This window comes from Serratia liquefaciens, assembly GCF_027594825.1.
Classification (GTDB): Bacteria; Pseudomonadota; Gammaproteobacteria; order Enterobacterales; family Enterobacteriaceae; genus Serratia; species Serratia liquefaciens_A.
Window position 1 is genome coordinate 1,562,308 of the sequence record NZ_CP088930.1, and the last position, 26,133, is coordinate 1,588,440.

The 26,133-nt window shown below is 58.4% G+C and carries 20 protein-coding genes; 16 read left to right on the forward strand and 4 right to left on the reverse strand.

All coding sequences use genetic code 11. The features are described from left to right. Window positions 1-218 precede the first annotated feature (218 nt). Complete coding sequence (locus LQ945_RS07115; RefSeq protein WP_044554640.1) at window positions 219-569, forward strand: DNA-binding protein; 351 nt, start codon at window positions 219-221, stop codon at window positions 567-569. 10 nt (window positions 570-579) lie between these two features. Here LQ945_RS07115 and alkA read toward each other — a convergent pair whose 3' ends face one another. Further along, window positions 580-2,076 carry a DNA-3-methyladenine glycosylase 2 gene (alkA, locus tag LQ945_RS07120; protein WP_270102580.1) on the reverse strand — a complete coding sequence of 499 codons (1,497 nt, stop codon included), beginning with the start codon at window positions 2,074-2,076 and terminating at the stop codon, window positions 580-582. Between the two features lie 166 nt (window positions 2,077-2,242). On the opposite strand from alkA, the gene yegD reads away from it, so the two are divergent. Both yegD and LQ945_RS07130 read left to right on the forward strand, forming a co-directional pair. Further along, complete coding sequence (gene yegD, locus LQ945_RS07125; RefSeq protein ID WP_270102581.1) at window positions 2,243-3,595, forward strand: molecular chaperone; 1,353 nt, start codon at window positions 2,243-2,245, stop codon at window positions 3,593-3,595. 104 nt (window positions 3,596-3,699) lie between these two features. After that, entirely contained in the window at window positions 3,700-4,209 is a 510-nt protein-coding gene (locus LQ945_RS07130) for an AAA family ATPase (RefSeq protein WP_270102582.1), read from the forward strand. Window positions 4,210-4,215: 6 nt separating this feature from the next. Here LQ945_RS07130 and LQ945_RS07135 read toward each other — a convergent pair whose 3' ends face one another. Then, complete coding sequence (locus tag LQ945_RS07135) at window positions 4,216-5,169, reverse strand: aldo/keto reductase (protein WP_270102583.1); 954 nt, start codon at window positions 5,167-5,169, stop codon at window positions 4,216-4,218. Between the two features lie 269 nt (window positions 5,170-5,438). Between LQ945_RS07135 and LQ945_RS07140 the strand changes: the two genes are divergently transcribed. From LQ945_RS07140 to baeR, 6 genes are read left to right on the forward strand one after another with little or no spacing between them, the layout of a single operon-like run. Beyond that, window positions 5,439-6,686, forward strand: coding sequence for an MdtA/MuxA family multidrug efflux RND transporter periplasmic adaptor subunit (locus tag LQ945_RS07140; protein WP_269935443.1), 1,248 nt, complete (start codon window positions 5,439-5,441; stop codon window positions 6,684-6,686). Then, entirely contained in the window at window positions 6,686-9,805 is a 3,120-nt protein-coding gene (locus LQ945_RS07145) for an MdtB/MuxB family multidrug efflux RND transporter permease subunit (RefSeq protein ID WP_270102584.1), read from the forward strand. The genes LQ945_RS07140 and LQ945_RS07145 overlap by 1 nt, the downstream gene beginning before the upstream one ends. Beyond that, window positions 9,802-12,882 (forward strand): multidrug efflux RND transporter permease subunit MdtC, encoded by a 3,081-nt coding sequence (mdtC, locus tag LQ945_RS07150; RefSeq protein WP_270102585.1) that lies wholly within the window; start codon window positions 9,802-9,804, stop codon window positions 12,880-12,882. The genes LQ945_RS07145 and mdtC overlap by 4 nt, the downstream gene beginning before the upstream one ends. A gap of 10 nt (window positions 12,883-12,892) precedes the next feature. Then, window positions 12,893-14,323: an MFS transporter gene (locus LQ945_RS07155; RefSeq protein WP_270102586.1), complete on the forward strand. Its 1,431-nt coding sequence runs from the start codon at window positions 12,893-12,895 to the stop codon at window positions 14,321-14,323. Further along, on the forward strand, window positions 14,323-15,705 hold the full coding sequence (gene baeS / locus LQ945_RS07160; RefSeq protein WP_182824619.1) for a two-component system sensor histidine kinase BaeS: 1,383 nt from the start codon (window positions 14,323-14,325) through the stop codon (window positions 15,703-15,705). The genes LQ945_RS07155 and baeS overlap by 1 nt, the downstream gene beginning before the upstream one ends. Next, window positions 15,705-16,421, forward strand: a complete 717-nt coding sequence (baeR, locus tag LQ945_RS07165; protein WP_020828095.1) for a two-component system response regulator BaeR — start codon at window positions 15,705-15,707, stop codon at window positions 16,419-16,421. Before baeS ends, baeR begins: the two co-directional genes overlap by 1 nt. 6 nt (window positions 16,422-16,427) lie before the next feature. Here the strand turns inward: baeR and LQ945_RS07170 are convergent, their stop codons facing one another. Then, window positions 16,428-16,814 (reverse strand): type II toxin-antitoxin system VapC family toxin, encoded by a 387-nt coding sequence (locus LQ945_RS07170; protein ID WP_044554630.1) that lies wholly within the window; start codon window positions 16,812-16,814, stop codon window positions 16,428-16,430. 2 nt (window positions 16,815-16,816) lie between these two features. Further along, complete coding sequence (locus LQ945_RS07175; protein WP_044554629.1) at window positions 16,817-17,080, reverse strand: antitoxin; 264 nt, start codon at window positions 17,078-17,080, stop codon at window positions 16,817-16,819. Window positions 17,081-17,430: 350 nt separating this feature from the next. Between LQ945_RS07175 and LQ945_RS07180 the strand changes: the two genes are divergently transcribed. The 7 genes from LQ945_RS07180 (at window position 17,431) to LQ945_RS07210 (ending at window position 26,029) form a co-directional block, all read left to right on the forward strand. Continuing rightward, window positions 17,431-17,769, forward strand: a complete 339-nt coding sequence (locus LQ945_RS07180; RefSeq protein ID WP_099062617.1) for a YegP family protein — start codon at window positions 17,431-17,433, stop codon at window positions 17,767-17,769. Between the two features lie 177 nt (window positions 17,770-17,946). Further along, window positions 17,947-19,299 carry a tRNA 5-hydroxyuridine modification protein YegQ gene (gene yegQ / locus LQ945_RS07185; RefSeq protein ID WP_270102587.1) on the forward strand — a complete coding sequence of 451 codons (1,353 nt, stop codon included), beginning with the start codon at window positions 17,947-17,949 and terminating at the stop codon, window positions 19,297-19,299. A 471-nt stretch (window positions 19,300-19,770) separates the two neighbouring features. After that, complete coding sequence (gene yegS, locus LQ945_RS07190) at window positions 19,771-20,688, forward strand: lipid kinase YegS (RefSeq protein ID WP_270102588.1); 918 nt, start codon at window positions 19,771-19,773, stop codon at window positions 20,686-20,688. Window positions 20,689-20,902: 214 nt separating this feature from the next. Continuing rightward, the gene (manD, locus tag LQ945_RS07195; RefSeq protein ID WP_270102589.1) at window positions 20,903-22,117 is read left to right on the forward strand and encodes a D-mannonate dehydratase ManD; all 1,215 of its coding nucleotides are present in this window, start codon (window positions 20,903-20,905) and stop codon (window positions 22,115-22,117) included. 14 nt (window positions 22,118-22,131) lie between these two features. Continuing rightward, on the forward strand, window positions 22,132-23,148 hold the full coding sequence (locus LQ945_RS07200; RefSeq protein WP_270102968.1) for a Zn-dependent oxidoreductase: 1,017 nt from the start codon (window positions 22,132-22,134) through the stop codon (window positions 23,146-23,148). A 63-nt stretch (window positions 23,149-23,211) separates the two neighbouring features. After that, window positions 23,212-24,501, forward strand: a complete 1,290-nt coding sequence (locus LQ945_RS07205) for an MFS transporter (RefSeq protein ID WP_269935436.1) — start codon at window positions 23,212-23,214, stop codon at window positions 24,499-24,501. 46 nt (window positions 24,502-24,547) lie between these two features. Beyond that, a complete protein-coding gene (locus LQ945_RS07210; RefSeq protein ID WP_270102590.1) occupies window positions 24,548-26,029 on the forward strand; it encodes a mannitol dehydrogenase family protein in 1,482 nt (493 codons plus the stop codon). Window positions 26,030-26,133 lie beyond the last annotated feature (104 nt).

Here is a 26,133-nt window from a genome sequence, read left to right on the forward strand (position 1 = left end):
TCCGCATCGCCAAACATCAAAATGACATCCTTGCCTTTCGAGCTGCGGCATAACGCCGCAGCTCGCCCATCACGCATTTTTTGCTTAGCCCACCTGAGGTTAGTGGTATAACTAACAGGTCAAAGTTAATCGCTTGCATAACACCTCGATACGGAAATCAGCACGCGAATTAATTTTCTCCCGCTCTATACACCTAACTTGCTCAGGGATGAATGGCTATGAAAAACGAGTGGTTTGCCGCCAGAGAGCTGACCGGCATTGCAGGACTGCCCTCCTCGCCACAGGGGATCAACTTGAAGGCCCGCCGCGAAGGCTGGCTCAGCCGCCGGCGCAAAGGCGTACAAGGCAAAGCGGTGGAATACCACATCAACAGCCTGCCGATCGGCGCGCGCAGCTTGCTGATACTGCAAGAAGATCCTGCTGAATATCAGGTTGAACGCCAGGATCCGCTGGCGGTGTGGATTGAGTATTACCATCACCTGAGTGAAAGCGAGCGCGAGAAGGTACTGGCCTTTCTGATGCGAGAAGGAATAGACGGCCTGCTGACGCGCATTGCCGCCAAAGACTAGCCCGCAGCCGCTACCCGGCGCCCTCCATTGCCGGTGCCCAGCCATCGTTATGCCACAGATGCAGCGTGGCGTAGGAACGCCAGGGTCGCCAGCTTTCGGCATAGCGCTCAACCTGGCGTGGCGTCATGCCGGGAAAACGCTGTTTGATCAGATAATCCCCCGCCAGGAACACGTCCGGCCACGACCAGGCGCGCATGGCGATGTAGCTGGCGGTCCAACTGCCAATCCCCGGCAGCGCGGTCAGTGCCTTGATCCCCTGTTCAATATCCAGCACGTTCTCCAGTTGCAATCGCCCTTCGGTAACCGCCTGCGCAATGCCGATTAACGCCGCCGCTCGTTTCAGCTGCACCCCCAACGGGCGCAGCGCCTCAGGCTGTAGTCGCGCAATCTGTTCGGCAGTGGGAAAGACGTGGGTAATGCCGCCATAAGGCTGATCCAGCGGGGTGCCCCAGAGTTCAGCCATTCGTCCGGCAAAGGTCGCCGCCATTTTGACGCTGACCAACTGCCCGAGCACCGCGCGGGTCGCCTGTTCGAATGCATTGACGCAGCCAGGCAGCCGCAGCCCCGGCGCATCGGCAGCCAACGGCCCCAACGCCTGGGCGATTAGATCTGGCGCGGCATCGAGGTCAAACAGTTGGCGAGTGCGCCGCAGCACCTCCGTCGTCACCCGGCTCAGGGAAGGGGCAATTTCCACCCGCACCCGATTGCTCGCCGCTTCCGGCTGCACGCTGACCCAGCCACGATATTCAACGCCGCCCTGAGTGATGGCAATCGCCCGCAGGTACTGCTGCCCCTCAACCCTTTCCACACCGCTCACCGCACGGGTTTGCAAGAAACCCAGCATGCGCGGCCAGTCATACGGCGGCCGGTAGCCCAGGTGAAACACCAGCCCGCTGGCGACGGTACGTTCGTTTCGGCCAGTACTGCTGCGCAGCGCCGAGGGAATTAACCGGTAACGCGCCTTGAACAGTTCGTTAAAACGCCGCAGGCTGCCGAAACCGGCGGCAAAGGCCACCTCGCTCAGCGGCATATCGGTATCCGCCAACAGGCGCTTGGCCTGCAACAGCCGATGCGACTGGGCGTAATCAATCGGGGACGCACCAAACTGATCGGCAAAGATACGCCGCAGATGACGATCCGAAATGCCCAGCCGCGCCGCCAGTTGCTCGCAACTGTGCTCCGACAGGTACCCCTGCTCAATCAGCTGCACCGCCACCTGAGCATAGCGATTGCCTAGGTCGATCAATGCCAGCCCCGGCGCCAACTCCGGCCGGCACTTCAGGCAGGGCCGAAATCCCGCCAGCTCCGCCGCCGCCGCACTCGGGTAAAAAGTACAGTTTTCAATTTTTGGGGTACGGGCACTGCACACCGGGCGACAGTAAATACCGGTCGACGAAACGCCGACGAAGAAGCGACCGTCAAATTTGCGATCGCGCGCACTCAGTGCCTCATACAACGCCTGCTGTTGGTTTTTCATGGCCACGCTCGGGGTCAGTTTTTTGTGCATTATGCGACTCGATGAGCACGCTGACGTGCGGGATTCGGACATTAAGTTAAGCATGCCGGTACGTTCGCCGCTAAATTTTTCGTCAGTTACGCGCTCTCAGATTGCCCGAGGGCCAAGTCTCGGGTAAAGTCGCCCCCCTTCATTGGCATGGGGATAGAGAAAAGACATGTTTATTGGATTCGATTACGGAACGGCCAACTGTTCCGTCGCAGTGATGCGAGATAACGGCCCTGAGCTGCTGACGTTGGAAAACAACGAACCCTACCTGCCGTCGATGCTGTGCGCCCCGACGCGCGAAGCCGTGAGCGAGTGTTTGCACCGCCACTGGCAGGTGCCGACCGCCAGCGAGGAAAACCAGCAGCTGCTGCGCCGGGCAATCAACTACAACCGCGAAGAAGACATTCCCGTCGGCAACGACAGCGTGCTGTTCGGCCTGCAGGCGCTGGCGCACTACGTTGAAGATCCGGAAGAAGTGTATTTTGTCCGCTCGCCGAAATCCTTCCTCGGTGCCAACGGCCTGAAGCCACAGCAGATCGCGCTGTTTGAAGATCTGGTGTGCGCCATGATGTTCCACATCAAGCGTCAGGCGGAAAACGTGCTGCAGGACAGCATCAGCCAGGCGGTCATTGGCCGTCCTATCAACTTCCAGGGTATCGGTGGCGAAGAGGCTAACCGTCAGGCGCAGGGCATTTTGCAACGCGCTGCGGAGCGCGCCGGCTTCAAGGACATTGAATTCCAGTTCGAGCCGGTCGCCGCAGGCCTGGATTTCGAAGCGACACTGAGCGAAGAGAAAACCGTGCTGGTGGTGGACATCGGCGGCGGGACGACCGACTGTTCGGTGCTGTTGATGGGCCCGCAGTGGCGTGACCGTGCCGATCGTCAGCAAAGCCTGCTGGGGCACAGCGGTTGCCGGGTCGGCGGTAACGACCTGGACATCATGCTGGCGTTCAAGCAGTTGATGCCGTTGTTCGGTATGGGCGGCGAAACCGAAAAAGGCATCGCCCTGCCTGCGCTGCCTTACTGGAACGCGGTCGCCACCAACGACGTCCCGGCACAGATCGACTTCTACAGCGCCGCCAATGGCCGCATGCTGCGCGATTTGATCCGCGATGCCGCCGAACCGGAAAAGGTTAAGCGCCTGCTGAAAGTGCACCAGCAGCGCCTGAGCTACCGCCTGGTGCGCGCGGCAGAGGAGAGCAAAATCGCCCTGTCGGCACAGCAAAACATCAGCGCTCCGCTGGCTTTCGTCCAGACTGACCTGGCGGAAAACATCAGCCAGGATCAGCTTGCCGAGGCCATCTCACAGCCGCTGCTGCGCATTCAGGAACAGGTCAGCGCCGCGCTGGCCAGCAGCCAGACGGCACCGCAGGTGATTTATCTCACCGGCGGCAGCGCACGTTCCCCGCTGTTGCGCGCCGCGCTGCAACAGCAGTTGCCGGGCATTCCTATCGTCGGCGGCAACGACTTCGGCTCGGTCACCGCCGGACTGGCTCGCTGGGCGCAGACGCTGTTCCGTTAAGGGCCCAAGAGCGTGGCATATCAATGCCGCGCTCTGCCGCCAAGCCATCCGTTGCAAAAACAGGTACTGTATCGGTTGGGACAACAATCATGGCGGGAGCAACAATGCTGATCGTTTTTTCCGGGCTGCCCGGCAGCGGTAAAACTACGCTGGCACGGGCGTTGGCCAGCGCATTGCCGGCAATGTATCTTCGAATCGATACCCTTGAGCAAGCCATCCGCAACAGCGGTTCCCTGGCCGGTGACGTCGGCCCAGCCGGCTATTTTGCCGCTTATGGCGTGGCCGAGGACAACCTGCGTCTGGGCCATACTCTGATTGCCGATTCGGTCAACCCGCTGCAGGTCACCCGTGACGCCTGGCGTAAGGTGGCGCAAAGGGCCGGAGCAGCCTGCTTCGAGATTGAGGTGGTTTGCTCCGACAGTAGCGAACACCGTCAACGGGTTGAAACCCGCGCCGGTGACGTTACCGGGCTGCGGCTTCCCAACTGGCGCGATGTCACAACTCACGATTACACGCCCTGGAAGGAGCCGGTGGCCCGTATCGATACCGCGCACCGGCCAGTAGAAAGTTGCCTGACACAGTTGCTGACGTTGATTAACACCGCCCGCAGCTGACGCTCGTCACCAGGCGCTGGCCTCGTTCAGGCTACGGATATCCTCGGCATCCAGCCGCAGCCGGGTAGCGCTGATCAGCTCATCCAACTGTTTTAGCGACGTGGCGCTGACGATCGGCGCGGTGATGTCCGGCCGCGCGATCAGCCAGGCCAGTGAGACTTGCGTTGGCGAGGTGTGGTGTTTTTCCGCCACCCGATCCAGCGCCGCCAAAATTTTGAAACCGCGTGGATTAAGGTATCGCTCAACGATGGTGTCGCCACGTTGGCTCTTGCCGATATCTTTTTCGCTGCGGTATTTGCCGGTCAGGAAACCGCTGGCCAGCGAGAAGAAGTTAATCACGCCCAATCCATGGCGCTGCACTACCGGCGCCAGGCTACGTTCATACTCCTCACGCGCATAAAGATTGTATTCCGGTTGCAGGGTCTCATAGCGCGCCAACCCATTCTGCTCACTGACTTTCAACGCCTCCTCCAGACGATCGGCCTGATAGTTGGAAGCGCCTATCGCCCGCACCTTGCCGGCCTTGATCAACCCATCAAACGCCACCAGGGTTTCCGCCAACGGCGTGTCCCGGTCATCATCGTGTGACTGATAAAGGTCGATATAGTCGGTCTGCAAACGACGCAGGGAATCCTCTACCGCCTGTTGGATATAGCGTGGCGACAGCCCCTGCTTACCCTCGCCCATCGGCTTGCCGACTTTGGTTGCGATGATCACCTGGTCACGCTTGCCGCTCTTTTTCAGCCACTGGCCGATCGTGGTTTCCGATTCGCCACCCTGATTGCCCGGCACCCAGCTCGAGTACACGTCGGCGGTATCGATAAAGTTGAGCTGATTTTCCACCAGCGCATCCAACAGGCTGAATGAAGTTTCGCGATCTGCCGTCCAGCCAAACACGTTGCCGCCGAAGGTTAATGCCGGCACTTTGATGCCCGAACGGCCCAGTTCTTTATGACTCATTGCATGCTCCATGGGGTTGATGATTCGCAGGTTAATTATTAGCGCGAAAGCAGGAAATCCGCTAAAACGCATTCGCTATAAGCCGGATGGCAACGCTTATAAACATAGCAGGATTAAATCTACAACTTATTCGGACAATGCTGACGGTTCCTCCATATTTCCTTCATTTTTATGCCGTCTTTCCTCGCTAAACTAGTATTCTGTAAGGAGTGTAACTTTTTTGGCAATGAGTGCCCGCACGCCTGCCTTTTGGAGAGATTTTCGCCACCATGAATGCAAAAAACCCACGTCGTTCACTGTTACTGCGCCTGTTGGTGGTGGTTATTGTGGCTATTGCCGCCGTGCTGATCTGGCGTCACTTCAGCACTCCGCAATCTGCCGACAATGCCGCACCGGGTGCGCGTCACGCCGCCGGGGGAAAAGCAGCCGCAGGCGGGGGACGACGGGGAGCCCCGATGTCACCGGTACAGGCGGCAACCGCCACGCAGCAGACGGTGCCGCGCTATCTTTCCGGGCTGGGCACCGCCACCGCGGCCAACACCGTGACCGTCACCAGCCGGGTCGATGGCCAACTGATGGCGATCCACTTTACCGAAGGGCAGCAGGTCAAGGCCGGCGACCTGCTGGTTGAAATCGATCCGCGTCCGTTCGAGGTGCAGCTGGCTCAGGCACAGGGCCAACTGGCCAAAGATCAGGCCACCCTCGCCAACGCCCGGCGCGATCTGGCGCGTTATCAGCAATTGGCCAAAACCAATCTGGTCTCGCGACAAGATCTGGACACCCAGCTGTCGCTGGTGCAACAGACCGAAGGCGCGATCAAAGCCGATCAGGGCTCCGTCGACAGCGCCAAGCTGCAAATCACCTACAGCCGCATCACCGCTCCGATTGACGGTCGTGTCGGTCTGAAGCTGGTGGACGTCGGTAATTACATCAGCAGCGGCAGCACCACCGGCATTGTGGTGATCACCCAGACGCACCCTATCGATGTGGTATTTACCTTGCCCGAGGGCAATATCAGCGATTTGATCAAAGCGCAAAAAGCCGGCCCGGTCAGCGTCGAGGCCTGGGATCGCACCAACCAAAACCTGCTGGCAACCGGTTCGCTGTTGAGTCTGGATAACCAAATCGACACCACCACCGGCACCATCAAACTGAAAGCGCGCTTCACCAACGAGGACGACGCGCTGTTCCCCAACCAATTTGTCAATGCTCGCCTGAAGGTCGCGACGCTGCTGGATGCGATCGTCATTCCGACAGCCGCCTTGCAGATGGGCAACGAAGGCAACTTCGTCTGGACCCTGAGCGAAGATAACAAGGTCAGTAAACACCTGGTGACCACCGGCGTACAGGACAGCCAAAAAGTGGTGATCAACGCCGGCCTCAACGTCGGCGATCGGGTAGTGACCGACGGCATAGATCGCCTGACCGAAGGCATGCAGGTTGAAGTTGTCACGCCGCAGGCTACCCCGGCCGCAACCCGGCCTGCCCACTCACCGCGCGTTCAAGGGAAATCCTGATGCAGGTGATGCCACCTAACGCCGGCGGCGGCCCATCCCGCCTGTTTATTCTGCGTCCGGTTGCCACCACGCTGTTGATGCTGGCGATCCTGCTGGCGGGGATTATCGGTTATCGCGCGCTGCCGGTGTCCGCCCTGCCGGAAGTCGACTATCCGACCATTCAGGTGGTCACGCTGTATCCCGGCGCCAGCCCGGACGTGGTCACCTCGGCGATCACCGCCCCGCTGGAGCGCCAGTTTGGCCAGATGTCCGGCCTTAAGCAGATGGCGTCGCAAAGCTCCGGTGGCGCCTCGGTCGTCACCTTGCAATTCCAGCTTGAGTTGCCGCTCGACGTCGCCGAACAGGAAGTGCAGGCGGCGATCAACTCCGCCACTAACCTGTTGCCGAACGATCTGCCCTACCCGCCGATTTACAGCAAGGTTAACCCGGCCGATCCCCCGATCCTGACGCTGGCCGTGACCTCCAGCGCCATGCCGATGACCCAGGTGGAAGACATCGTGGAAACCCGTGTCGCGCAGAAAATATCTCAGGTCACCGGCGTCGGACTGGTGACGATTTCCGGCGGCCAGCGGCCGGCGGTACGCGTGAAGCTTAATGCTGCGGCCGTTGCCGCCTACGGTCTGGACAGCGAAACCATCCGCACCGCCATCAGCAACGCCAACGTTAACTCTGCCAAGGGGAGCCTGGACGGCCCAACGCGTTCGGTCACCCTTTCGGCCAACGACCAGATGAAATCAGCCGACGACTACCGCCAGCTGATTGTAGCCTACCAGAACGGCGCCGCGATTCGTTTGCAGGATGTCGCCACCATCGAACAAGGTGCGGAAAATACCCGGCTGGCGGCCTGGGCCAATAAGCAGCCGGCCATCGTGCTCAATATTCAGCGTCAGCCAGGGGTGAACGTCATCACCACCGCCGACAGCATCCGCGAGATGCTGCCCCAGTTGATCAAAAGCCTGCCGAAGTCAGTCGACGTCAAGGTGTTGACCGACCGCACTACCACCATTCGCGCCTCGGTCAGCGACGTGCAGTTCGAGTTGCTGCTGGCGGTCGCGCTGGTGGTGATGGTGATTTACGTTTTCCTGCGTAACGTACCGGCCACCGTGATCCCCAGCGTCGCCGTACCGCTGTCGTTGATCGGCACCTTCGCCGCCATGTACTTTTTGGACTTTTCGATCAACAACCTGACGCTGATGGCCTTGACCATCGCCACCGGCTTCGTGGTCGACGACGCCATCGTGGTGATCGAGAACATTTCGCGCTACATCGAAAAGGGCGAGAAACCGCTCGATGCCGCATTAAAAGGCGCCGGTGAAATCGGCTTCACCATTATTTCACTGACCTTCTCGCTGGTGGCCGTACTGATCCCGCTGCTGTTTATGGGTGATATTGTCGGCAGGCTGTTCCGTGAGTTTGCCGTAACGCTGGCGGTAGCCATCTTGATTTCCGCGGTGGTTTCGCTGACGCTGACGCCGATGATGTGCGCGCGCATGCTTAGCCATGAATCCCTGCGCAAGCAGAACCGTTTTTCCGCCGCTTCCGAACGCTTCTTTGACCGGGTCATCGCCCGCTACGGCAAATGGCTGAAAACCGTGCTGAATCATCCCTGGTTGACGCTAGGCGTGGCGTTCAGCACGCTGGTGCTCACCGTCCTGCTTTACCTGCTGATCCCGAAAGGGTTCTTCCCGGTACAGGACAACGGCATTATTCAGGGCACGCTGGAGGCGCCACAGTCGGTGTCGTTCAGTAATATGGCCGAGCGCCAACAGCAGGTAGCGGCAGAAATCCTCAAGGATCCGGCGGTGGAGAGCCTGACGTCGTTTGTTGGCGTCGATGGCAACAACGCCACGCTCAACAGCGGTCGTCTGCAGATCAACCTCAAACCCTTGAGCGAACGCAGCGACCGTATTCCGGCCATCATCACTCGTCTGCAGCAGCAGAGCGCGCAGTTCCCCGGCGTGAAACTGTATCTGCAACCGGTGCAGGATCTGACCATCGACACCCAGGTCAGCCGCACCCAGTACCAGTTTACCCTGCAGGCCATGTCGCTGGACGAGCTCAGCCTGTGGGTACCGCAGCTGATGGCGGAATTGAAACAGGCACCGCAGTTGGCGGACGTCACCAGTAACTGGCAGGATCAGGGACTGGTGGCCTACGTGAACGTCGATCGCGATTCGGCTTCTCGCCTCGGCATCAGCATGAGTGACGTGGATAACGCCCTGTACAACGCTTTCGGCCAGCGGTTGATCTCCACCATTTACACTCAGGCCAATCAGTACCGCGTGGTGCTGGAACATGACGTCAGCACCACACCGGGCCTGGCGGCGTTAAGTGAGATCCGCCTGACCAGCAGCAACGGCACCATCGTGCCGCTGAACACCATTGCCAAAATCGAAGAGCGCTTCGGGCCGCTGTCGGTGAACCATCTCGATCAATTCCCGGCGGCCACCATCTCCTTTAACGTGGCCGGCAATTATTCACTCGGGGAAGCGGTTGACGCCATCACCCTGGCGGAAAAAAATCTCGATATGCCCAAAGACATCACCACCCAGTTCCAGGGCGCAACGTTGGCGTTCCAGGCGGCGCTGGGCGGCACCCTGTGGCTGATCCTGGCGGCGGTGGTGGCGATGTATATCGTGCTCGGCGTGCTGTATGAAAGCTTTATTCACCCGGTCACCATTCTTTCTACCCTGCCCACCGCCGGGGTCGGTGCCTTGCTGGCGCTGATGATGGCCGGCAGCGAGCTGGACGTGATCGCCATTATCGGCATCATTTTGCTGATCGGCATCGTGAAGAAAAACGCCATCATGATGATCGACTTCGCGCTGGCCGCAGAACGTGAGCAGGGGATGTCACCGTACGATGCCATTTATCAGGCCTGCCTGCTGCGCTTTCGACCGATACTGATGACCACGCTGGCCGCGTTGCTGGGCGCGCTGCCGCTGATGCTCAGCACCGGTGTCGGCGCGGAGCTGCGACACCCGCTTGGGGTTTGCATGGTTGGCGGGCTGGTCATGAGCCAGATCCTGACGCTGTTCACCACTCCGGTGATCTACCTGCTGTTTGACAAGCTGGCGCGTAATACTCGCCGTCAGCCGGATATGCAGGAGCTGCCGTGAAATTCTTCGCCCTGTTCATCTACCGGCCGGTGGCCACCACGCTGCTGACCCTGGCGATTGCCATCAGCGGCGTGATAGGGTTTAGCCTGCTGCCGGTTTCGCCGCTGCCGCAGGTCGACTACCCGGTGATTTCGATCAGCGCTTCGTTGCCGGGTGCCGATCCGGAAACCATGGCCTCGTCGGTGGCGACGCCGCTGGAACGCGCTTTGGGCCGAATAGCCGGGGTCAATGAAATGACCTCGATGAGCTCACTGGGCAGCACGCGCGTCATTTTGCAGTTCGACCTAGATCGTGATATCAACGGCGCCGCCCGTGACGTGCAGGCGGCGATCAACGCGGCGCAAAGCCTGTTGCCCACCGGCATGCCGAACCGCCCGAGCTACCGTAAGGTCAACCCGTCCGACGCGCCAATTATGATCCTGACGCTGACCTCCGACACCTACAGCCAGGGCCAGCTTTACGACTTCGCTTCGACTCAGCTGGCGCAAAAAATCGCCCAGACCGAAGGGGTGGGTGACGTCTCGGTCGGCGGCAGCTCCCTGCCTGCGGTGCGGGTCGAACTCAACCCAAGCGCGCTGTTCAATCAGGGGATCTCGCTCGATGCGGTGCGCCAGACCATCAGTAACGCCAACGTGCGCAGGCCGCAGGGCGCGGTAGACAATCAGCAACAGCGCTGGCAGATCCAGGCCAACGATGAATTGAAAACTGCCGAAGCTTATCGCCCACTGATTATCCACTACAACAACGGCTCGGCGGTGCGCCTGAGCGACGTGGCCGAGGTCAAAGACTCGGTCCAGGACGTACGCAACGCCGGGATGACCGACGCCAAGCCGGCGATTATTCTGGCCATCAGCCGGGCGCCGGACGCCAATATCATTGAAACCGTCGATCGCATTCGCACCGAATTGCCCGCCTTGCAGGACAACATCCCGGCGTCGATCCAATTGAATATCGCGCAAGACCGTTCGCCAACCATCCGCGCCTCGCTGGCGGAAGTGGAACAGTCGCTGGTGATCGCCATCGGACTGGTGATCCTGGTGGTGTTCATCTTCCTGCGGTCCGGCCGCGCAACGTTGATCCCGGCGGTGGCAGTACCGGTATCGTTAATAGGTTCCTTTGCCGCGATGTACCTGTGTGGTTTCAGCCTGAATAACCTGTCGCTGATGGCGCTGACCATTGCCACCGGCTTTGTGGTCGATGACGCCATCGTGGTGCTGGAAAATATTTCGCGCCACGTCGAAGCCGGCATGAAACCGCTCAACGCCGCGTTGCAGGGGGTGCGGGAGGTCGGTTTTACCGTGCTTTCGATGAGCGTGTCGCTGGTGGCGGTATTTATCCCGTTGCTGCTGATGGAAGGCTTGCCCGGCCGGCTGTTCCGCGAGTTTGCAGTTACCCTTTCGGTCTCTATCGGGCTGTCGTTGATCATCTCCCTGACGCTGACGCCGATGATGTGCGCTTATCTGTTGCGCCACCAGCCGGCGCGTGCGCAGCGGCGCATTCGCGGCTTCGGTAAAATGCTGCTGGCGCTGCAAAAAGGTTATGGGCGCTCACTGAGTTGGGTGCTCGGCCATTCGCGCTGGGTGCTGGCCCTCTTTCTCGCCACCATCGCGCTCAATGTCTGGCTGTATATCAGCATTCCGAAAACCTTCTTCCCGGAACAGGATACCGGTCGCCTGATGGGCTTTATCCAGGCCGATCAGAGCATCTCTTTCCAGGCCATGCGCGGTAAGCTGGAGGATTTCATGAAGATCGTGCGTGAAGATCCGGATGTGGAAAACGTCACCGGTTTCACCGGCGGCTCGCGCACCAACAGCGGCTCGATGTTTATCTCGTTAAAACCGCTGTCGGTTCGCAGCGATGACGCACAGAAAGTGATCGCCCGACTGCGTGCCCGCCTCGCGAAAGAACCGGGTGCCAGCCTGTTCCTGATGGCAGTGCAGGATATCCGCGTCGGTGGCCGACAGGCGAACGCCAGTTACCAATACACGCTGTTGGCGGACGACCTTGCCGCATTGCGCGAATGGGAACCGAAGATCCGCATCGCACTGGCCGCCCTGCCGGAGCTGGCAGACGTCAACTCCGATCAGCAAGACAAAGGCTCGGAAATGGACCTGGTTTACGATCGCGAGACCATGTCCCGGCTGGGCATTTCGGTTTCCGATGCCAACAACCTGCTCAATAACGCCTTTGGCCAGCGTCAGATTTCGACCATCTATCAACCGCTCAATCAGTACAAAGTGGTGATGGAAGTTGCACCGCCTTACACCCAGGACGTCAGCTCACTGGACAAAATGTTTGTGATCAACAAAGACGGCAAGGCAATCCCGCTCTCCTACTTTGCCAGTTGGCGACCCGCCAATGCACCGCTGTCGGTCAATCATCAGGGCCTGTCGGCCGCGTCGACCATCTCGTTTAACCTGCCGGATGGCGGCAGCCTGTCGGACGCTACCGCCGCCGTGGATCGAACCATGACGGCGCTCGGCGTGCCTGCTACCGTGCGTGGCGCTTTTGCCGGTACCGCCCAGGTGTTCCAGGAAACGCTGAAATCTCAGTTGCTGCTGATCGCCGCCGCCATCGCCACGGTGTATATCGTGCTGGGCATTCTTTATGAAAGTTACATTCATCCGCTGACTATTCTGTCCACCCTGCCCTCCGCCGGCGTGGGTGCCCTGCTGGCGCTGGAGCTGTTCGGCGCGCCGTTCAGCCTGATTGCGCTGATAGGCATTATGCTGCTGATCGGTATCGTGAAAAAGAACGCCATCATGATGGTCGACTTTGCCCTCGATGCGCAGCGTAACGGCGGTATCAGCGCGCATGACGCCATCTTCCAGGCGTGCCTGCTGCGCTTTAGGCCGATCATGATGACCACCCTGGCGGCGCTGTTCGGTGCACTGCCGCTGGTGTTGACCCACGGCGACGGCGCCGAGCTGCGCCAGCCGCTTGGCATCACCATCGCCGGTGGCCTGATCGTCAGCCAACTGTTGACGCTGTACACCACCCCGGTGGTGTACCTGTATTTTGACCGGCTGCAGATGAAATTCCGTCGCGGCAAGAAACTGGATCCATTGCCCCAATAATGGCCACCCGATGCTGATAAAACACACCGCCTCCGTACAATGGCAACTTTGGATCGTGGCGTTTGGCTTCTTTATGCAGACGCTCGACACCACTATCGTCAACACCGCCCTGCCGTCGATGGCCGTCAGCCTGGGGGAGAACCCGCTGCGCATGCAGTCGGTGATTGTCTCCTATGTGCTGACGGTAGCGGTAATGCTGCCTGCCAGCGGCTGGCTGGCGGATCGATTTGGGGTGCAGCGGGTGTTCTTCAGCGCCATCGTGTTGTTTACCCTGGGTTCTATCCTGTGTGCCCGCTCTGAGACCCTGAACGAGCTGATCGCCTCACGCGTGATCCAGGGCATCGGCGGCGCCATGATGGTGCCCGTCGGTCGCCTGACGGTGATGAAAATCGTCCCGCGCGAGCAGTATATGGCCGCGATGACTTTCGTCACCCTGCCCGGCCAAATCGGCCCGCTAATGGGGCCGGCGTTGGGCGGTTTTCTGGTGCAGTACGCCAGTTGGCACTGGATTTTCCTGATCAATATCCCGGTGGGGATCGCCGGGGCCATCGCCACTTTGCTGCTGATGCCCAATTACCGCATGCAAACCCGTCGCTTCGACATCAGCGGCTTTATCATGCTGGCAATCGGCATGGCGACGCTGACGCTGGCGCTCGACGGCCACAAAGGGATGGGGCTTTCATCCCCCGCTATCGTTGCCCTGGTGGTTGCAGGCGTAGCGGCGCTGGCGGGCTACTGGTGGCATGCGCACGGAAATAGCCGCGCGTTGTTCTCACTGCGGTTGTTTAAAACCCCAACCTACAAGGTGGGGTTGACGGCCAGCCTGCTGGGCCGTATCGGCAGCGGCATGTTGCCCTTTATGACACCGCTGTTTATGCAGGTCGGCATGGGCTTCTCCCCGTTTCACGCCGGGTTGATGATGATCCCGATGATTATCGGCAGTATGGGAATGAAACGCATTGTGGTGCGAGTGGTTAACCGCTTCGGTTACCGTAACGTGCTGGTTGCCGCCACGCTGATGCTGGCGTTGATCAGCCTGAGTTTCCCACTGGTGGCTATGCTGGGCTGGATCTGGCTGCTGCCGGTAGTGCTGTTCTTCCAGGGCATGGTCAACTCACTGCGCTTCTCGGCCATGAACACCCTGACGCTGAAAGATCTGCCGGATCGGCTGGCCAGCAGCGGCAACAGCCTGCTGTCGATGGTCATGCAATTGTCGATGAGCCTCGGCGTCAGCATCGCCGGTATTCTTATCGGCAGCTTTGCCCATCACCAGGTAGTCACCGACAGCCCGGCCATCCACAGCGCATTTATTTACAGCTACTGTTGCATGGCGTTAATCATCGCCCTGCCCGCGCTGGCCTTCGCCCGCGTTCCTGCCGGTACCGCCCCCAACCGTACGCTGACCAAAGAGCCGGGGACCGGCTCCACGAGGTTGCAATAATGAAAATAGGCATCACCGGCAAGCTGTTCATGGCCATCTTCGCCACCTGCATGCTGGTGCTCATTACCATGCATTGGGGCGTGCGCGTCAGCTTCGAGCGTGGTTTTATCGACTACATCAAAAACAGCAACGAGCAGCGCATCAATATGCTGAGCGAAGCATTGGAAGAACAGTACAGTCGCCACGGTAACTGGGTTTTTCTGCGTAATAACGATCAGGTGATTTACCAGATCATGCGCTCGTTCGAACAAAACAGCGACAGCAGCCACAATTTGCCGCCCAAAGGCTGGCGCACCCAGTTTTGGGTGGTGGACAGCCAGTACAACCGGCTGGTGGGGCACTCCGGCCCAGTACCGAAGGAAGGCCCGCGTCATCCGATCCGCTACAACAATGAAATCGTCGGCTGGGTAATTACGACGCCAATAGAAAGGCTAACACGTAATACCGACATCAGTTTCGATCAGCAGCAAAGACGCACCAGTTGGATGATTGTCGCCCTTTCCACCCTGCTGGCAGCGGCGGTCACCTGGCTGATGTCGCGCGGGTTGCTGGCGCCGGTCAAACGGCTGGTGGCCGGTACCCATCGCCTGGCCGCAGGGGATTTCAGCACCCGCGTAGCCGTCAGCAGCCAGGATGAACTGGGCCGGCTGGCGCAGGACTTCAACCAGCTCGCCACCTCATTGGAAAAAAACGAGCAGATGCGGCGCGCCGTGATGGCCGACGTCTCGCACGAGTTGCGTACCCCGCTGGCGGTGCTGCGCGGTGAGCTGGAGGCGCTGCAGGACGGCGTACGTCAACCTACGGCGGCCTCGTTGGGATCCTTGCAGGCCGAAGTCTCCACCCTGACCAAACTGGTGGACGATCTGCATCAACTGTCATTATCCGACCTCGGTGCGCTCGCCTACCGTAAATCGCAGGTGGATTGCGTGCATTTACTGCAAATCGCGGTAGCCAGCTTCCGCGAGCGCTTTCACGCCAAAGGGTTGGAGATCGAGACCCAACTGCCAGAACAGGCACTGCTGTTTGGCGATCCGGACAGGCTTAACCAATTATTCAACAACCTGCTGGAAAACAGCCTGCGTTACACCGACGCCGGCGGCAAACTGGAGATCGGCGCCCAGACGCAGCCAGGCCGCCTGCTGATTTACTGGCAGGACAGCGCGCCGGGCGTCAATGACGATCAGCTGGCGCGCATTTTCGAACGTTTTTACCGTACCGAAGGTTCGCGTAACCGCGCCAGTGGCGGCTCCGGTCTGGGGTTGTCGATCTGTCAAAACATAGTGGAAGCACACAACGGGACGATCTACGCCCAGCACTCGCCTTTGGGCGGCGTGCGGATTACAGTAGAATTCGCCACCCCGGTAATGAATAAGGCGTCATGATGGAAACCCAGAATCAACCGTTGCAAATTATGATTGTTGAAGATGAGCCCAAGCTCGGCCAGCTGCTGGTGGACTACCTGCAGGCGGCGGGATATGCCACGCGCTGGCTGACCAACGGCAGCGAGGTGGTCCCGGCGGTGCATGAGCATTCACCGGCGCTGATTCTGTTAGATCTGATGCTGCCGGGCAGCGATGGGTTAACGGTATGCCGAGAACTGCGCCGCTTCACCGATATTCCGGTGGTGATGGTGACGGCAAAAATTGAAGAGATCGACCGCCTGCTGGGGCTGGAGATCGGTGCAGACGATTATATCTGCAAACCTTACAGCCCGCGTGAAGTGGTTGCGCGCGTAAAAACCATTCTGCGCCGCTGCTATCGCCCATTGGACAATATGCAGGAAGAAACGCAGCTTCACATTGATGAACCACGTTTTCAGGCCAGCTATCAGGGGCAGATGCTGGATCTCACTCCGGCAGAGTTCCGCCTGTTGAAAACCCTGGCCAGCCAGCCGGGCAACGTGTTCTCGCGCGAGCAGCTGCTGAATAATCTGTATGACGACTACCGGGTGGTGACCGATCGCACCATCGACAGCCACATCAAAAACCTGCGGCGCAAGCTGGAGCTGATCGACGGCGAGAAATCCTTTATCCGCTCCGTGTACGGCGTCGGTTACCGCTGGGAGTCCGAACCTTGCCGCCTGGTGAACGGGCTTTAGCCGGCCCTAGGTCCAGTCTTCTACCGTCAGGCCCGGCACCATGGCAAACGCCCGGTCGTTAGTCACTATTGTCGCTCCGCGGCTCTGCGCGTGGGCGGCAATAAGCTGATCCAGGGCCCCCATCACCCGCCCCTTTTTCACCATTTCCGCCCGCAGCGTGCCATAGCAATGTGCGGCTTCGCTGTCCCAGGCATATACCGTCACGGAATCAAGAAATGCCGCGACCGTCGCTTTCAGCGTAAGGTTCTGCCGTTTGGCCACGCCATAAAGCAGTTCCGCCTGCGTAATGCTGGAAATGCATACCGCAGAAGGCGGGACTTTTTCCATTCGGCTCAGCAAGCGGGGATGCCGACGGAACAGTTGGCTGACCGTATTGGTGTCAAACATATACATGCTTACTCTTCCCCGGCGAACGGATCGCGGGTAACACTCCCCTGCTGACGTTCATCAGCCGCCAGAAAGTCCTGCGGGACCTGCGTTTTTTCGATCATTTGCAGCAACGGAGCCCAACTGTCAGGTTTGGCCGGATATTTAGATAAAATCACGTTCCCCTCCCGATCGCGGCGGATATACACACGATCTGTATCAAATTCGAATTCCACGGGTAACCTCACCGCCTGATTTCTGCCGTTTTTAAACAGTTTCGCGACCCTTTCCATTTCCATCTCCCCTTACAGGCATAGGCCTAAGCATATGCCTGTTAAGCGTCGATGCCAAGATGCAGCGCTTATTTTTTGACCGCAATGATGCAGCGGCCTCACCTTAGCCCTCCCTGGTTGCGGTTGAAATACTGCGCGCTCGAAAATGCGGCGGGCTGCGCAAACTTTCAGCAGACAATCCCCCATTAGCTTCCCGTGCTACAGCAGTATCCGCTGCACAAAACTCCCTGTCAGCGCAAAAAAATGGCGTTTTTTTTGCGCTACCCTTCTCAAGTCCGGTTTATTAGCCGCTCAATTTCAAGCCATTGGCTACACTTACATCACTAATCGGAACCCACAGGAGAGGAACCATGGCAATCGGTCACTATGAGCTGAAAAAAGCAAAGAATGGGCAATACCACTTCAACCTGAAAGCCAGCAATGGCGAAATCATTCTGGCCAGCGAGATGTACGCCAGCAAGGCCTCGGCGGAGAATGGCATTGCCTCGGTGCAAACCAATTCCCCCCACGAAGCACAATATGAACTGAAGCACAGCACCAGCAATCAGCCTTATTTCGTGCTGAAAGCCAAGAATCATCAGGTGATCGGCGTCAGTGAGATGTACAGCTCTGAAACTGCGGCAAAGAATGGTATTCAGTCGGTGATCAAAAACGGTCCGTCCACCGACGTACGCGATCTGAGCGCTTAATGCATCTGTAAAGCGCGCGATGCCCGCCATCGCGCGTTTTTCTTATGACCAGGATCAATCTCCCTGTAATAAATCCGGTTACCTGCTGATTTCTCTTCGCGCTGCCGCTACAATTCCCCGCTTTTACTGCGCCATTTGGTGGTGCGGTACTGACCTGAAATCAGACCGAGACTCATTATGTTTACACCGGAACTCCTTTCCCCAGCCGGCACGCTGAAAAATATGCGTTACGCCTTTGCCTATGGCGCCGACGCGGTTTATGCAGGCCAGCCGCGTTACAGCCTGCGGGTGCGTAACAATGAATTCAATCACGAGAATCTGGCACAGGGGATTAACGAAGCCCATGCGCTGGGAAAACGCTTCTACGTGGTAGTGAATATCGCCCCGCACAACGCCAAGCTGAAAACCTTCCTGCGCGATCTTAAACCCGTGATCGACATGGGCCCGGACGCGCTGATCATGTCCGATCCCGGCCTGATCATGATGGTACGTGAAGCCTTCCCGCAGATGGATATCCACCTGTCGGTGCAGGCAAACGCGGTGAACTGGGCGACGGTGAAATTCTGGCAGCAAATGGGCCTGATGCGGGTGATCCTGTCGCGTGAACTGTCACTGGATGAGATCGCCGAAATCCGTACTCAGGTGCCGGAGATGGAGCTGGAAATCTTCGTCCACGGTGCACTGTGCATGGCCTACTCCGGCCGCTGCCTGCTGTCCGGGTATATCAACAAACGCGACCCTAATCAGGGCACCTGCACCAACGCCTGCCGCTGGCAGTACAAAGCGGAAGAAGGCAAGGAAGACGAGACCGGCAACATCGTGCATATGCATGAACCGATCCCGGTGCAGACCGTCGAGCCGACGCTGGGCATCGGGGCCCCCACCGACAAGGTGTTCATGCTGTCCGAAGCGCAGAAGCCCGGTGAATACATGAGCGCCTTCGAGGATGAACACGGCACTTACATCATGAATTCGAAAGATTTGCGCGCCATCCAGCACGTGGAACGCCTGACGCAGCTTGGTGTGCATTCGCTGAAGATTGAAGGCCGCACCAAATCCTTCTACTACTGCGCACGTACCGCACAGGTCTACCGTCGCGCCATCGACGACGCCGTCGCCGGCAAGCCGTTCGATCCCACTCTGTTGACCACGCTCGAAGGCCTGGCGCACCGGGGTTACACCGAAGGCTTCCTGCGTCGTCACGTACATGAAGCACAGCAAAACTACGAATACGGCTCCTCGCTGTCTGAGCGCCAACAGTTTGTCGGCGAATTCACCGGCGTACGGCGTGACGGCTGGGCTGAAGTGGACGTGAAAAACAAATTTCTGCTCGGTGACAGCGTAGAAATGATGACCCCAGGCGGTAACGTCTTGTTTACCCTGGAGAGCATGCAAAATAAGAAAGGCGAAGCGATCGACGTGGCGCCGGGTAACGGCCATATCGTTTATTTGCCGATCCCGCAAGATATCGATCTCAATTACGCGTTGCTGATCCGAAATTTGCCGGATATCAATACTCCTGCGGCGTAAATGCAGGGGGTGATCCTTTAATGGCATTTTTAGCAAATATTAGAATTGGATCACATCAATTACTGCGCAGCTTGGTTAACATCAGGCTGCTTAAAACTAAGAACGAAAAAGATTTGCATAGCAATACTAGGAACCACCTCCTTAGCCAGTCCAATCTCCCTTGGACTGGCTTTTTCTTGGATATCAAAAAATAATCCTATCTAATATATCCATTAGCTTTCAATTCACTGACTTGCTTATTTTTCATTACGCCCTCTTGTCATAGCGATATAAAAACAAAGCTACAACGATTAATTAATGCATTAACAAAAATCGCTAACTTTCCCACGGATATATCTTAATTTAAGTCAATCCTGCAGAAATAAACTCTGCCAGGTCAGGATAGAACAGAATTAACTGAATATTCTGATGGCCTGTCGCCGACGGGTAGTTTATCGTTGCCCTATAGTTTACAGCCGGGAGATATCGGGAATGCATTCACCAGCACCAGCACTTCTAATCATTAACGGCAAAGGCGCCGGTAACGAAGAGGTTCGCCTTGCAGTACAGAAGTTGCGAGATGAAGGCCAGTCCCTGCACGTTCGCGTTACCTGGGAACAGGGTGATGCAGCACGTTATGTTCGGGAAGCCTGCCAACTGGGGGTGAACACGCTGATCGCCGGCGGTGGCGACGGCACCATCAACGAAGTGGCAGCAGCGCTAACGGCCTTGCCGGCGGACGGACGCCCGGTGCTGGGCATTCTGCCGCTGGGTACCGCCAATGATTTCGCCATGGCCTGCAATATCCCTTTGATGCCGGAGCCGGCATTGCGGCTGGCGGTGAAAGGCCGCGCGGTGCCGATAGATCTGGCGAAAGTTAATGATGAACGCTATTTCATCAATATGGCGACCGGTGGCTTCGGCACGCGTATCACCACCGAGACGCCGGAAAAGCTCAAGGCGGCGCTAGGCGGCGTGTCCTACTTTATCCACGGTTTGCTGCGCATGGATACGCTCAAGGCCGACCGCTGCGAGATCCGCGGGCCGGATTTCCATTGGAGCGGCAACGCGCTGGTCATCGGCATCGGCAATGGCAAACAGGCCGGGGGCGGTCAACAGCTCTGCCCGGACGCGCTGATCAACGATGGGCTGCTGCAACTGCGCCTGTTGATTGCGGATGAACTTCTGCCGGCGCTGGTAGCCAGCCTGTTTAACGATGAAGAAAACAAAAACGTCATCAGCGCCGCACTGTCGTGGCTGGAAATCAAGGCTCCCCATGAGATGACCTTTAATCTCGACGGTGAACCCCTGAAGGGCAAGCATTTCCGCATTGAAGTGTTGCCCAATGCCATTGAATGCCGTCTGCCCCCCAACTGTGGGTTATTGGGGCAAGGCTCCTCCTCGGAATAACCGCCTATGGCGCTCGCCGGTAAGGGTTGAGCGCCACTGGTTGTAGCATCAGCCCCTTCCCCGCCAAATAATTTACCGCCTGTCGTTTGCACTTTATTCCGCATCGAAATGTGATCCTCTCCGGCAAATCCTTTAAATCATACTTGTATGGTAGTTCGTTCATGGCGTATTTTCCGTCCAATATGATGACCCGTGGGAACAGGATAGAGACGTTATGAAGATTGTTAACGCAGAGGTATTTGTGACCTGCCCAGGCAGGAATTTTGTCACGCTGAAGATCACCACCGACGATGGCATTACCGGTATCGGCGACGCCACGCTTAATGGCCGTGAACTGCCGGTGGCGTCCTATCTGAAAGATCATGTCTGTCCGCAGCTGATCGGCCGGGACGCCCATCAGATCGAAGACATATGGCAGTTCTTCTATAAAGGCGCCTACTGGCGCCGCGGGCCTGTCACCATGTCCGCCATTTCTGCCGTAGACATGGCGCTGTGGGACATCAAGGGCAAGGCCGCCAATATGCCGCTGTACCAATTGCTCGGTGGCGCATCACGTACCGGCGTCATGGTGTACTGCCACACCACTGGCCATTCCATCGACGAAGTGCTCGACGACTACGCCAAACATAAAGAGTTGGGCTTTAAAGCCATTCGTGCCCAATGCGGTGTGCCTGGCATGAAAACCACCTACGGCATGGCCAAAGGCAAAGGCCTGGCTTATGAACCCGCCACTAAAGGCAACTGGCCGGAAGAGCAGCTGTGGTCAACGGAAAAATACCTCGATTTCACGCCCAAGCTGTTCGACGCGGTACGCAACCGCTTTGGTTTTGACGAGCATCTGCTGCACGACATGCACCACCGGCTGACCCCTATCGAAGCCGCGCGCTTCGGTAAAAGCATTGAGCAATATCGCCTGTTCTGGATGGAGGATCCGACCCCGGCAGAGAATCAGGAATGCTTCCGTTTGGTCCGCCAGCATACCGTGACCCCTATCGCCGTCGGCGAGGTCTTCAACAGTATTTGGGACTGCAAGCAACTGATCGAAGAACAGCTGATCGACTATATCCGTACCACCCTGACCCACGCCGGCGGCATTACCGGTATGCGCCGTATCGCCGATTTTGCCTCGCTGTATCAGGTGCGTACCGGTTCACATGGGCCATCCGATTTGTCCCCGATCTGCATGGCGGCGGCGCTGCATTTTGATCTGTGGGTGCCGAACTTCGGCGTGCAGGAATACATGGGCTACTCCGAACAGATGCTCGAAGTGTTCCCGCACAGCTGGAGCTTCAACGACGGCTACATGCATCCGGGCAACAAGCCAGGTCTGGGCATTGAGTTCGATGAAAAACTGGCTGCCCGTTATCCCTATGAACCGGCTTATCTGCCGGTCGCACGCCTGGAGGATGGCACCTTATGGAACTGGTAACAGAAGAGCGCACCATGCAAAGCGTGGTCATCGAGCAGCCCGGCCGTCTGGTTATCCAGCCGCGTTCCCTGCCGCAACCGGCAGCCAACGAAGTGCGGGTGAAGGTAAAGTTCGCCGGCATTTGCGGTTCCGATGTGCATATCTACCATGGTCATAACCCTTTCGCCCGCTACCCGCGCGTCATCGGGCATGAGTTTTTTGGCGTCATAGACCAGGTGGGCAGCGATATCGATCCGCTGCGTATCGGGGAACGCGTTGCGGTCGATCCGGTCGTCAGTTGCGGGCATTGCTACCCTTGCTCCATAGGCCGCCCTAACGTCTGCACAGAACTGCAGGTGATCGGCGTGCACCGCGACGGGGGCTTCAGCGACTACGCCTGCGCCCCGGCACGCAATGCCTACCGCATCCCGGACAGCATCAGCGATCGCCATGCCGCGATGGTCGAACCTTTCACCATCGGCGCCAATATCACCGCCCACCTGCAACCCAACGCCGAGGACATCGCGCTGATCTACGGTGCCGGGCCGATGGGGCTGACGGTGATCCAAACGCTGAAAGGGGTCTACGGTGTGAAACAAGTGATCGTGGCCGACCGCATCAGTGAGCGACTGGCGATGGCTCAGGAGAACGGTGCCGACTGGACGTTCAATAACGCTGAAGGCTCACTGCAAGCCGAGTTGGAACGGCGCGGACTCCGGCCGACGCTGATCGTCGACGCTGCCTGTCATCCGGCCATTTTGCAGGAGGCGATTAACCTGGCATCACCGGCGGCGCGTATCGGCATCATGGGCTTCTCCGGCGAGGCCTGCACGCTGACCCAGCAAAGCATCACCAGCAAGGAGCTGTCGATTTTCTCCTCACGCCTCAACAGCGGGCGCTTCCCGCAGGTCATCGATTGGATGGCCAGCGGCAAAATCGACCCGCAGCGATTAATTACGCACTGCGTCTCGGCCAGCGAGGTCGAGCAGGCGATGCTGATGTTCGAAAAAGACCAACGCACCTGCTGCAAGGTGTTACTGCAATTTGACTGATGAATTTACCAGGGCAGAGGCATGAAGCTTCGCAATTAAAACAACACCAAGTGGAGTGATTTTATGTTTAAAAACCTGCGTTGGACCATAGTGCTCCTGCTGTTTATGGTCTACATGATCAACTACCTCGACCGCGTTGCGCTGTCGATTACCGTGCCTATGATCGAGAAGGATCTGATGTTGAATGCCGAACAGTTCGGCATCATCTTCGGCAGCTTCTTCTTCGGTTACGCCATCTTCAACTTTGTCGGCGGGCTGGCAGTAGACAAATTCGGCCCAACGCTGGTGCTCGGGATCGCCGTTGGCCTGTGGTCGATTTTCTGCGGCATGACGGCATTAGCCACCGGTTTCTATTCCATGCTGATCCTGCGCGTGCTGTTCGGCATGGCGGAAGGGCCAATCTGCGCCTCGGCCAATAAGATGATAAACGGCTGGTTCCCGAAGAAACAGGCGGCAACCGCCATGGGATTGCTCAGCGCCGGTTCACCTTTGGGCGGCGCGGTGGCCGGGCCAATCGTCGGCTATCTGGCGCTGGCGTTCGGCTGGCGACCGGCGTTTATGATCATCTGCTCGATCGGTATCGTCTGGATGCTGGTGTGGTTCTTCGTGGTGGCGGATAACCCGGCAAAAAGCAAACGCGTCAGCGATGAGGAGCTTGCGCTGGTCAACCGGATGAAACAGGAAACCCACAGCGCGGAAGAAGAGCTGAGCAACGCCGCTCACGGGCTGGGCTACTACCTGAAACAGCCGATCATCCTGGTCACCGCGTTCGCCTTCTTCTGCTACAACTACATCCTGTTCTTCTTCCTGAGCTGGTTCCCTTCCTATCTGGTTCAGGCGCATAACCTGAACATCAAGGAAATGAGCCTCACCACCATGATCCCGTGGATTGTCGGCTTTGTCGGGCTGGCACTCGGCGGCTATATCTCCGACAAGATTTTCAATATCACCGGCAAGCTGTTGCTGTCGCGCAAGATCGTACTGGTCACCAGCCTGCTGGCGGCGGCTATCTGCGTGGCACTGGCGGGTACCGTCAGCAGCGTAGTACCGGCGGTGGTACTGATGTCGGTGTCAATCTTCTTCCTGTACATCACCGGTGCCATCTACTGGGCCATTATTCAGGACGTGGTACATAAATCCCGGGTCGGCGGTGCCAGCGGCTTTATCCATTTGGTCGGCAGCGTTTCCGGCATCATCGGCCCGATCGTGACCGGCTACATTGTGCAAAACACCGGTAAGTTCGACAGCGCCTTTATGCTGGCGGGCGGCGTGGCCGCGCTGGGTGCAGTGCTGGTGCTGTTGGTGATCAAGGCACCGCGCAACACCGTACAGCCGCAAATCTCGAAATCTTAATGCTTCAGGGGCGGCCAAGGTCGCCCCGCTCTTCAGGAATTTCAGCATGATACTTTCCAGTAACAGCGCACTGCCTGCGGCGATCGCGCGACCGACCTACCCGCGTGAACAAATGAAACCGCGCATCGTACATCTTGGCTTCGGGGCTTTTTTCCGTGCGCATCAGGCGATATACGCCGAGCGTCTGGCGAAGGATCACGCCGGTGACTGGGGTTACTGCGTGATCAGCATGCACAACGGCCAGCAAAAAATCGCCGATATCCAACGTCAGGACCTGTTATATACGGTGGCCGAAATGGACGACACCGGCTGGCGAGGTCAGGTCGTCGGCATTATCAGGCAGGCGCTGCATCTGCAGGTCGACGGACGGGAAGCCGTACTTGAAGCCATGGCGCAGCCGGAGGTCGCTATCGTTTCACTGACCATCAGCGAGAAAGGCTACTGTTATCATCCCGCCAGCGGCCAGCTGCTGGCAGAGCATCCTGATATTCAACACGATATTGCCCATCCACAGCGGCCACGGTCCGCCCCCGGCTTGATCCTGGCGGCGTTACGGCTACGTCGTGAGCGTGGGCTGTCGGCATTCACCGTGATGTCCTGCGACAACATGCCGGCCAATGGCCAGGTGACCCGCAACCTGCTCTGCCAACTGGCGCAGCGGCAGGATGCAGAACTGGCGGCGTGGGTTAAACAGCATGTCGCCTTTCCCTCCACCATGGTCGACCGCATCGTTCCGGCAGTAACCGAGGAAACGCTGCAGCACATTGAAGGATTACTGGGCGGCATTGTCGATCCGGTCGCTGTCGCCTGCGAGCCCTTTAGCCAATGGGTGATAGAAGATAACTTCCCACAGGGGCGTCCTGCGTGGGAAAAGGTCGGCGTCGAGCTGGTGCACGACGTGCTCCCTTACGAAGAAATGAAGCTGCGGATGCTCAACGGCAGCCACTCTTTCCTGGCTTATCTGGGTTACTTGGCCGGCTATGCGCACATCAGCGACTGCATGCAGGATGCGCATTTTGAGCGTGCGGCGCGCCATCTGATGCTGGCGGAACAGGCGCCAACGCTGCATGTCAGCGGCGTGGATCTGACGCTGTACGCCGACTCGCTGCTGGCTCGCTATCGCAATGGCGCGCTGAAGCACCGCACCGAACAAATCGCCATGGACGGCACGCAAAAGCTGCCGCAGCGTTTGCTGGACGCCATCCGCTGGCATCTGGCACAGGGCAGCGATTTTAGCTGCCTGGCTTTAGGGGTTGCCGCCTGGATGCGTTACGTCGGCGGCCAGGATGAACAGGGTCAGGTTATCGAGATCAACGATCCCCTGCGTGAACGTCTTGCCGAACAGGTCAGCAACAGCCGCCAAGGCGCCGAACGGGTACTGGCACTGCTGCAGCTTGAAACGGTGTTTGGACGCGATCTGCCCGACAGCTTGCGGTTCATCCAGGCAGTGACCGATGCCTACCTTACGCTGCTGGCGCAAGGGGCCCGAGCCACCGTTGCCGCACTGCCAGTCATGGGAGAACGATAATGGCAGACCTCCCGCATGCCGCGCCTGCCGACGGAGAGGATCGTTGAGTTATCCTATTTGGCGGATGGATTAATCCACCCGCCCTCAAAGAATAATCTGCTAGT

What these genes read in the sequence shown, in the direction of transcription:
- LQ945_RS07145 (WP_270102584.1), top strand. Translation starts at nt 6,686, where the DNA reads ATGCAGGTGATGCCACCTAACGCCGGCGGCGGCCCATCCCGCCTGTTT.
- LQ945_RS07170 (WP_044554630.1), bottom strand. Translation starts at nt 16,814, where the DNA reads ATGTATATGTTTGACACCAATACGGTCAGCCAACTGTTCCGTCGGCAT.
- yegS (WP_270102588.1), top strand. Translation starts at nt 19,771, where the DNA reads ATGCATTCACCAGCACCAGCACTTCTAATCATTAACGGCAAAGGCGCC.
- LQ945_RS07205 (WP_269935436.1), top strand. Translation starts at nt 23,212, where the DNA reads ATGTTTAAAAACCTGCGTTGGACCATAGTGCTCCTGCTGTTTATGGTC.
- manD (WP_270102589.1), top strand. Translation starts at nt 20,903, where the DNA reads ATGAAGATTGTTAACGCAGAGGTATTTGTGACCTGCCCAGGCAGGAAT.
- yegQ (WP_270102587.1), top strand. Translation starts at nt 17,947, where the DNA reads ATGTTTACACCGGAACTCCTTTCCCCAGCCGGCACGCTGAAAAATATG.
- LQ945_RS07140 (WP_269935443.1), top strand. Translation starts at nt 5,439, where the DNA reads ATGAATGCAAAAAACCCACGTCGTTCACTGTTACTGCGCCTGTTGGTG.
- LQ945_RS07180 (WP_099062617.1), top strand. Translation starts at nt 17,431, where the DNA reads ATGGCAATCGGTCACTATGAGCTGAAAAAAGCAAAGAATGGGCAATAC.
- LQ945_RS07155 (WP_270102586.1), top strand. Translation starts at nt 12,893, where the DNA reads ATGCTGATAAAACACACCGCCTCCGTACAATGGCAACTTTGGATCGTG.
- LQ945_RS07115 (WP_044554640.1), top strand. Translation starts at nt 219, where the DNA reads ATGAAAAACGAGTGGTTTGCCGCCAGAGAGCTGACCGGCATTGCAGGA.
- LQ945_RS07200 (WP_270102968.1), top strand. Translation starts at nt 22,132, where the DNA reads ATGCAAAGCGTGGTCATCGAGCAGCCCGGCCGTCTGGTTATCCAGCCG.
- alkA (WP_270102580.1), bottom strand. Translation starts at nt 2,076, where the DNA reads ATGCACAAAAAACTGACCCCGAGCGTGGCCATGAAAAACCAACAGCAG.
- LQ945_RS07175 (WP_044554629.1), bottom strand. Translation starts at nt 17,080, where the DNA reads ATGGAAAGGGTCGCGAAACTGTTTAAAAACGGCAGAAATCAGGCGGTG.
- baeS (WP_182824619.1), top strand. Translation starts at nt 14,323, where the DNA reads ATGAAAATAGGCATCACCGGCAAGCTGTTCATGGCCATCTTCGCCACC.
- yegD (WP_270102581.1), top strand. Translation starts at nt 2,243, where the DNA reads ATGTTTATTGGATTCGATTACGGAACGGCCAACTGTTCCGTCGCAGTG.
- LQ945_RS07135 (WP_270102583.1), bottom strand. Translation starts at nt 5,169, where the DNA reads ATGAGTCATAAAGAACTGGGCCGTTCGGGCATCAAAGTGCCGGCATTA.
- LQ945_RS07130 (WP_270102582.1), top strand. Translation starts at nt 3,700, where the DNA reads ATGCTGATCGTTTTTTCCGGGCTGCCCGGCAGCGGTAAAACTACGCTG.
- LQ945_RS07210 (WP_270102590.1), top strand. Translation starts at nt 24,548, where the DNA reads ATGATACTTTCCAGTAACAGCGCACTGCCTGCGGCGATCGCGCGACCG.
- baeR (WP_020828095.1), top strand. Translation starts at nt 15,705, where the DNA reads ATGGAAACCCAGAATCAACCGTTGCAAATTATGATTGTTGAAGATGAG.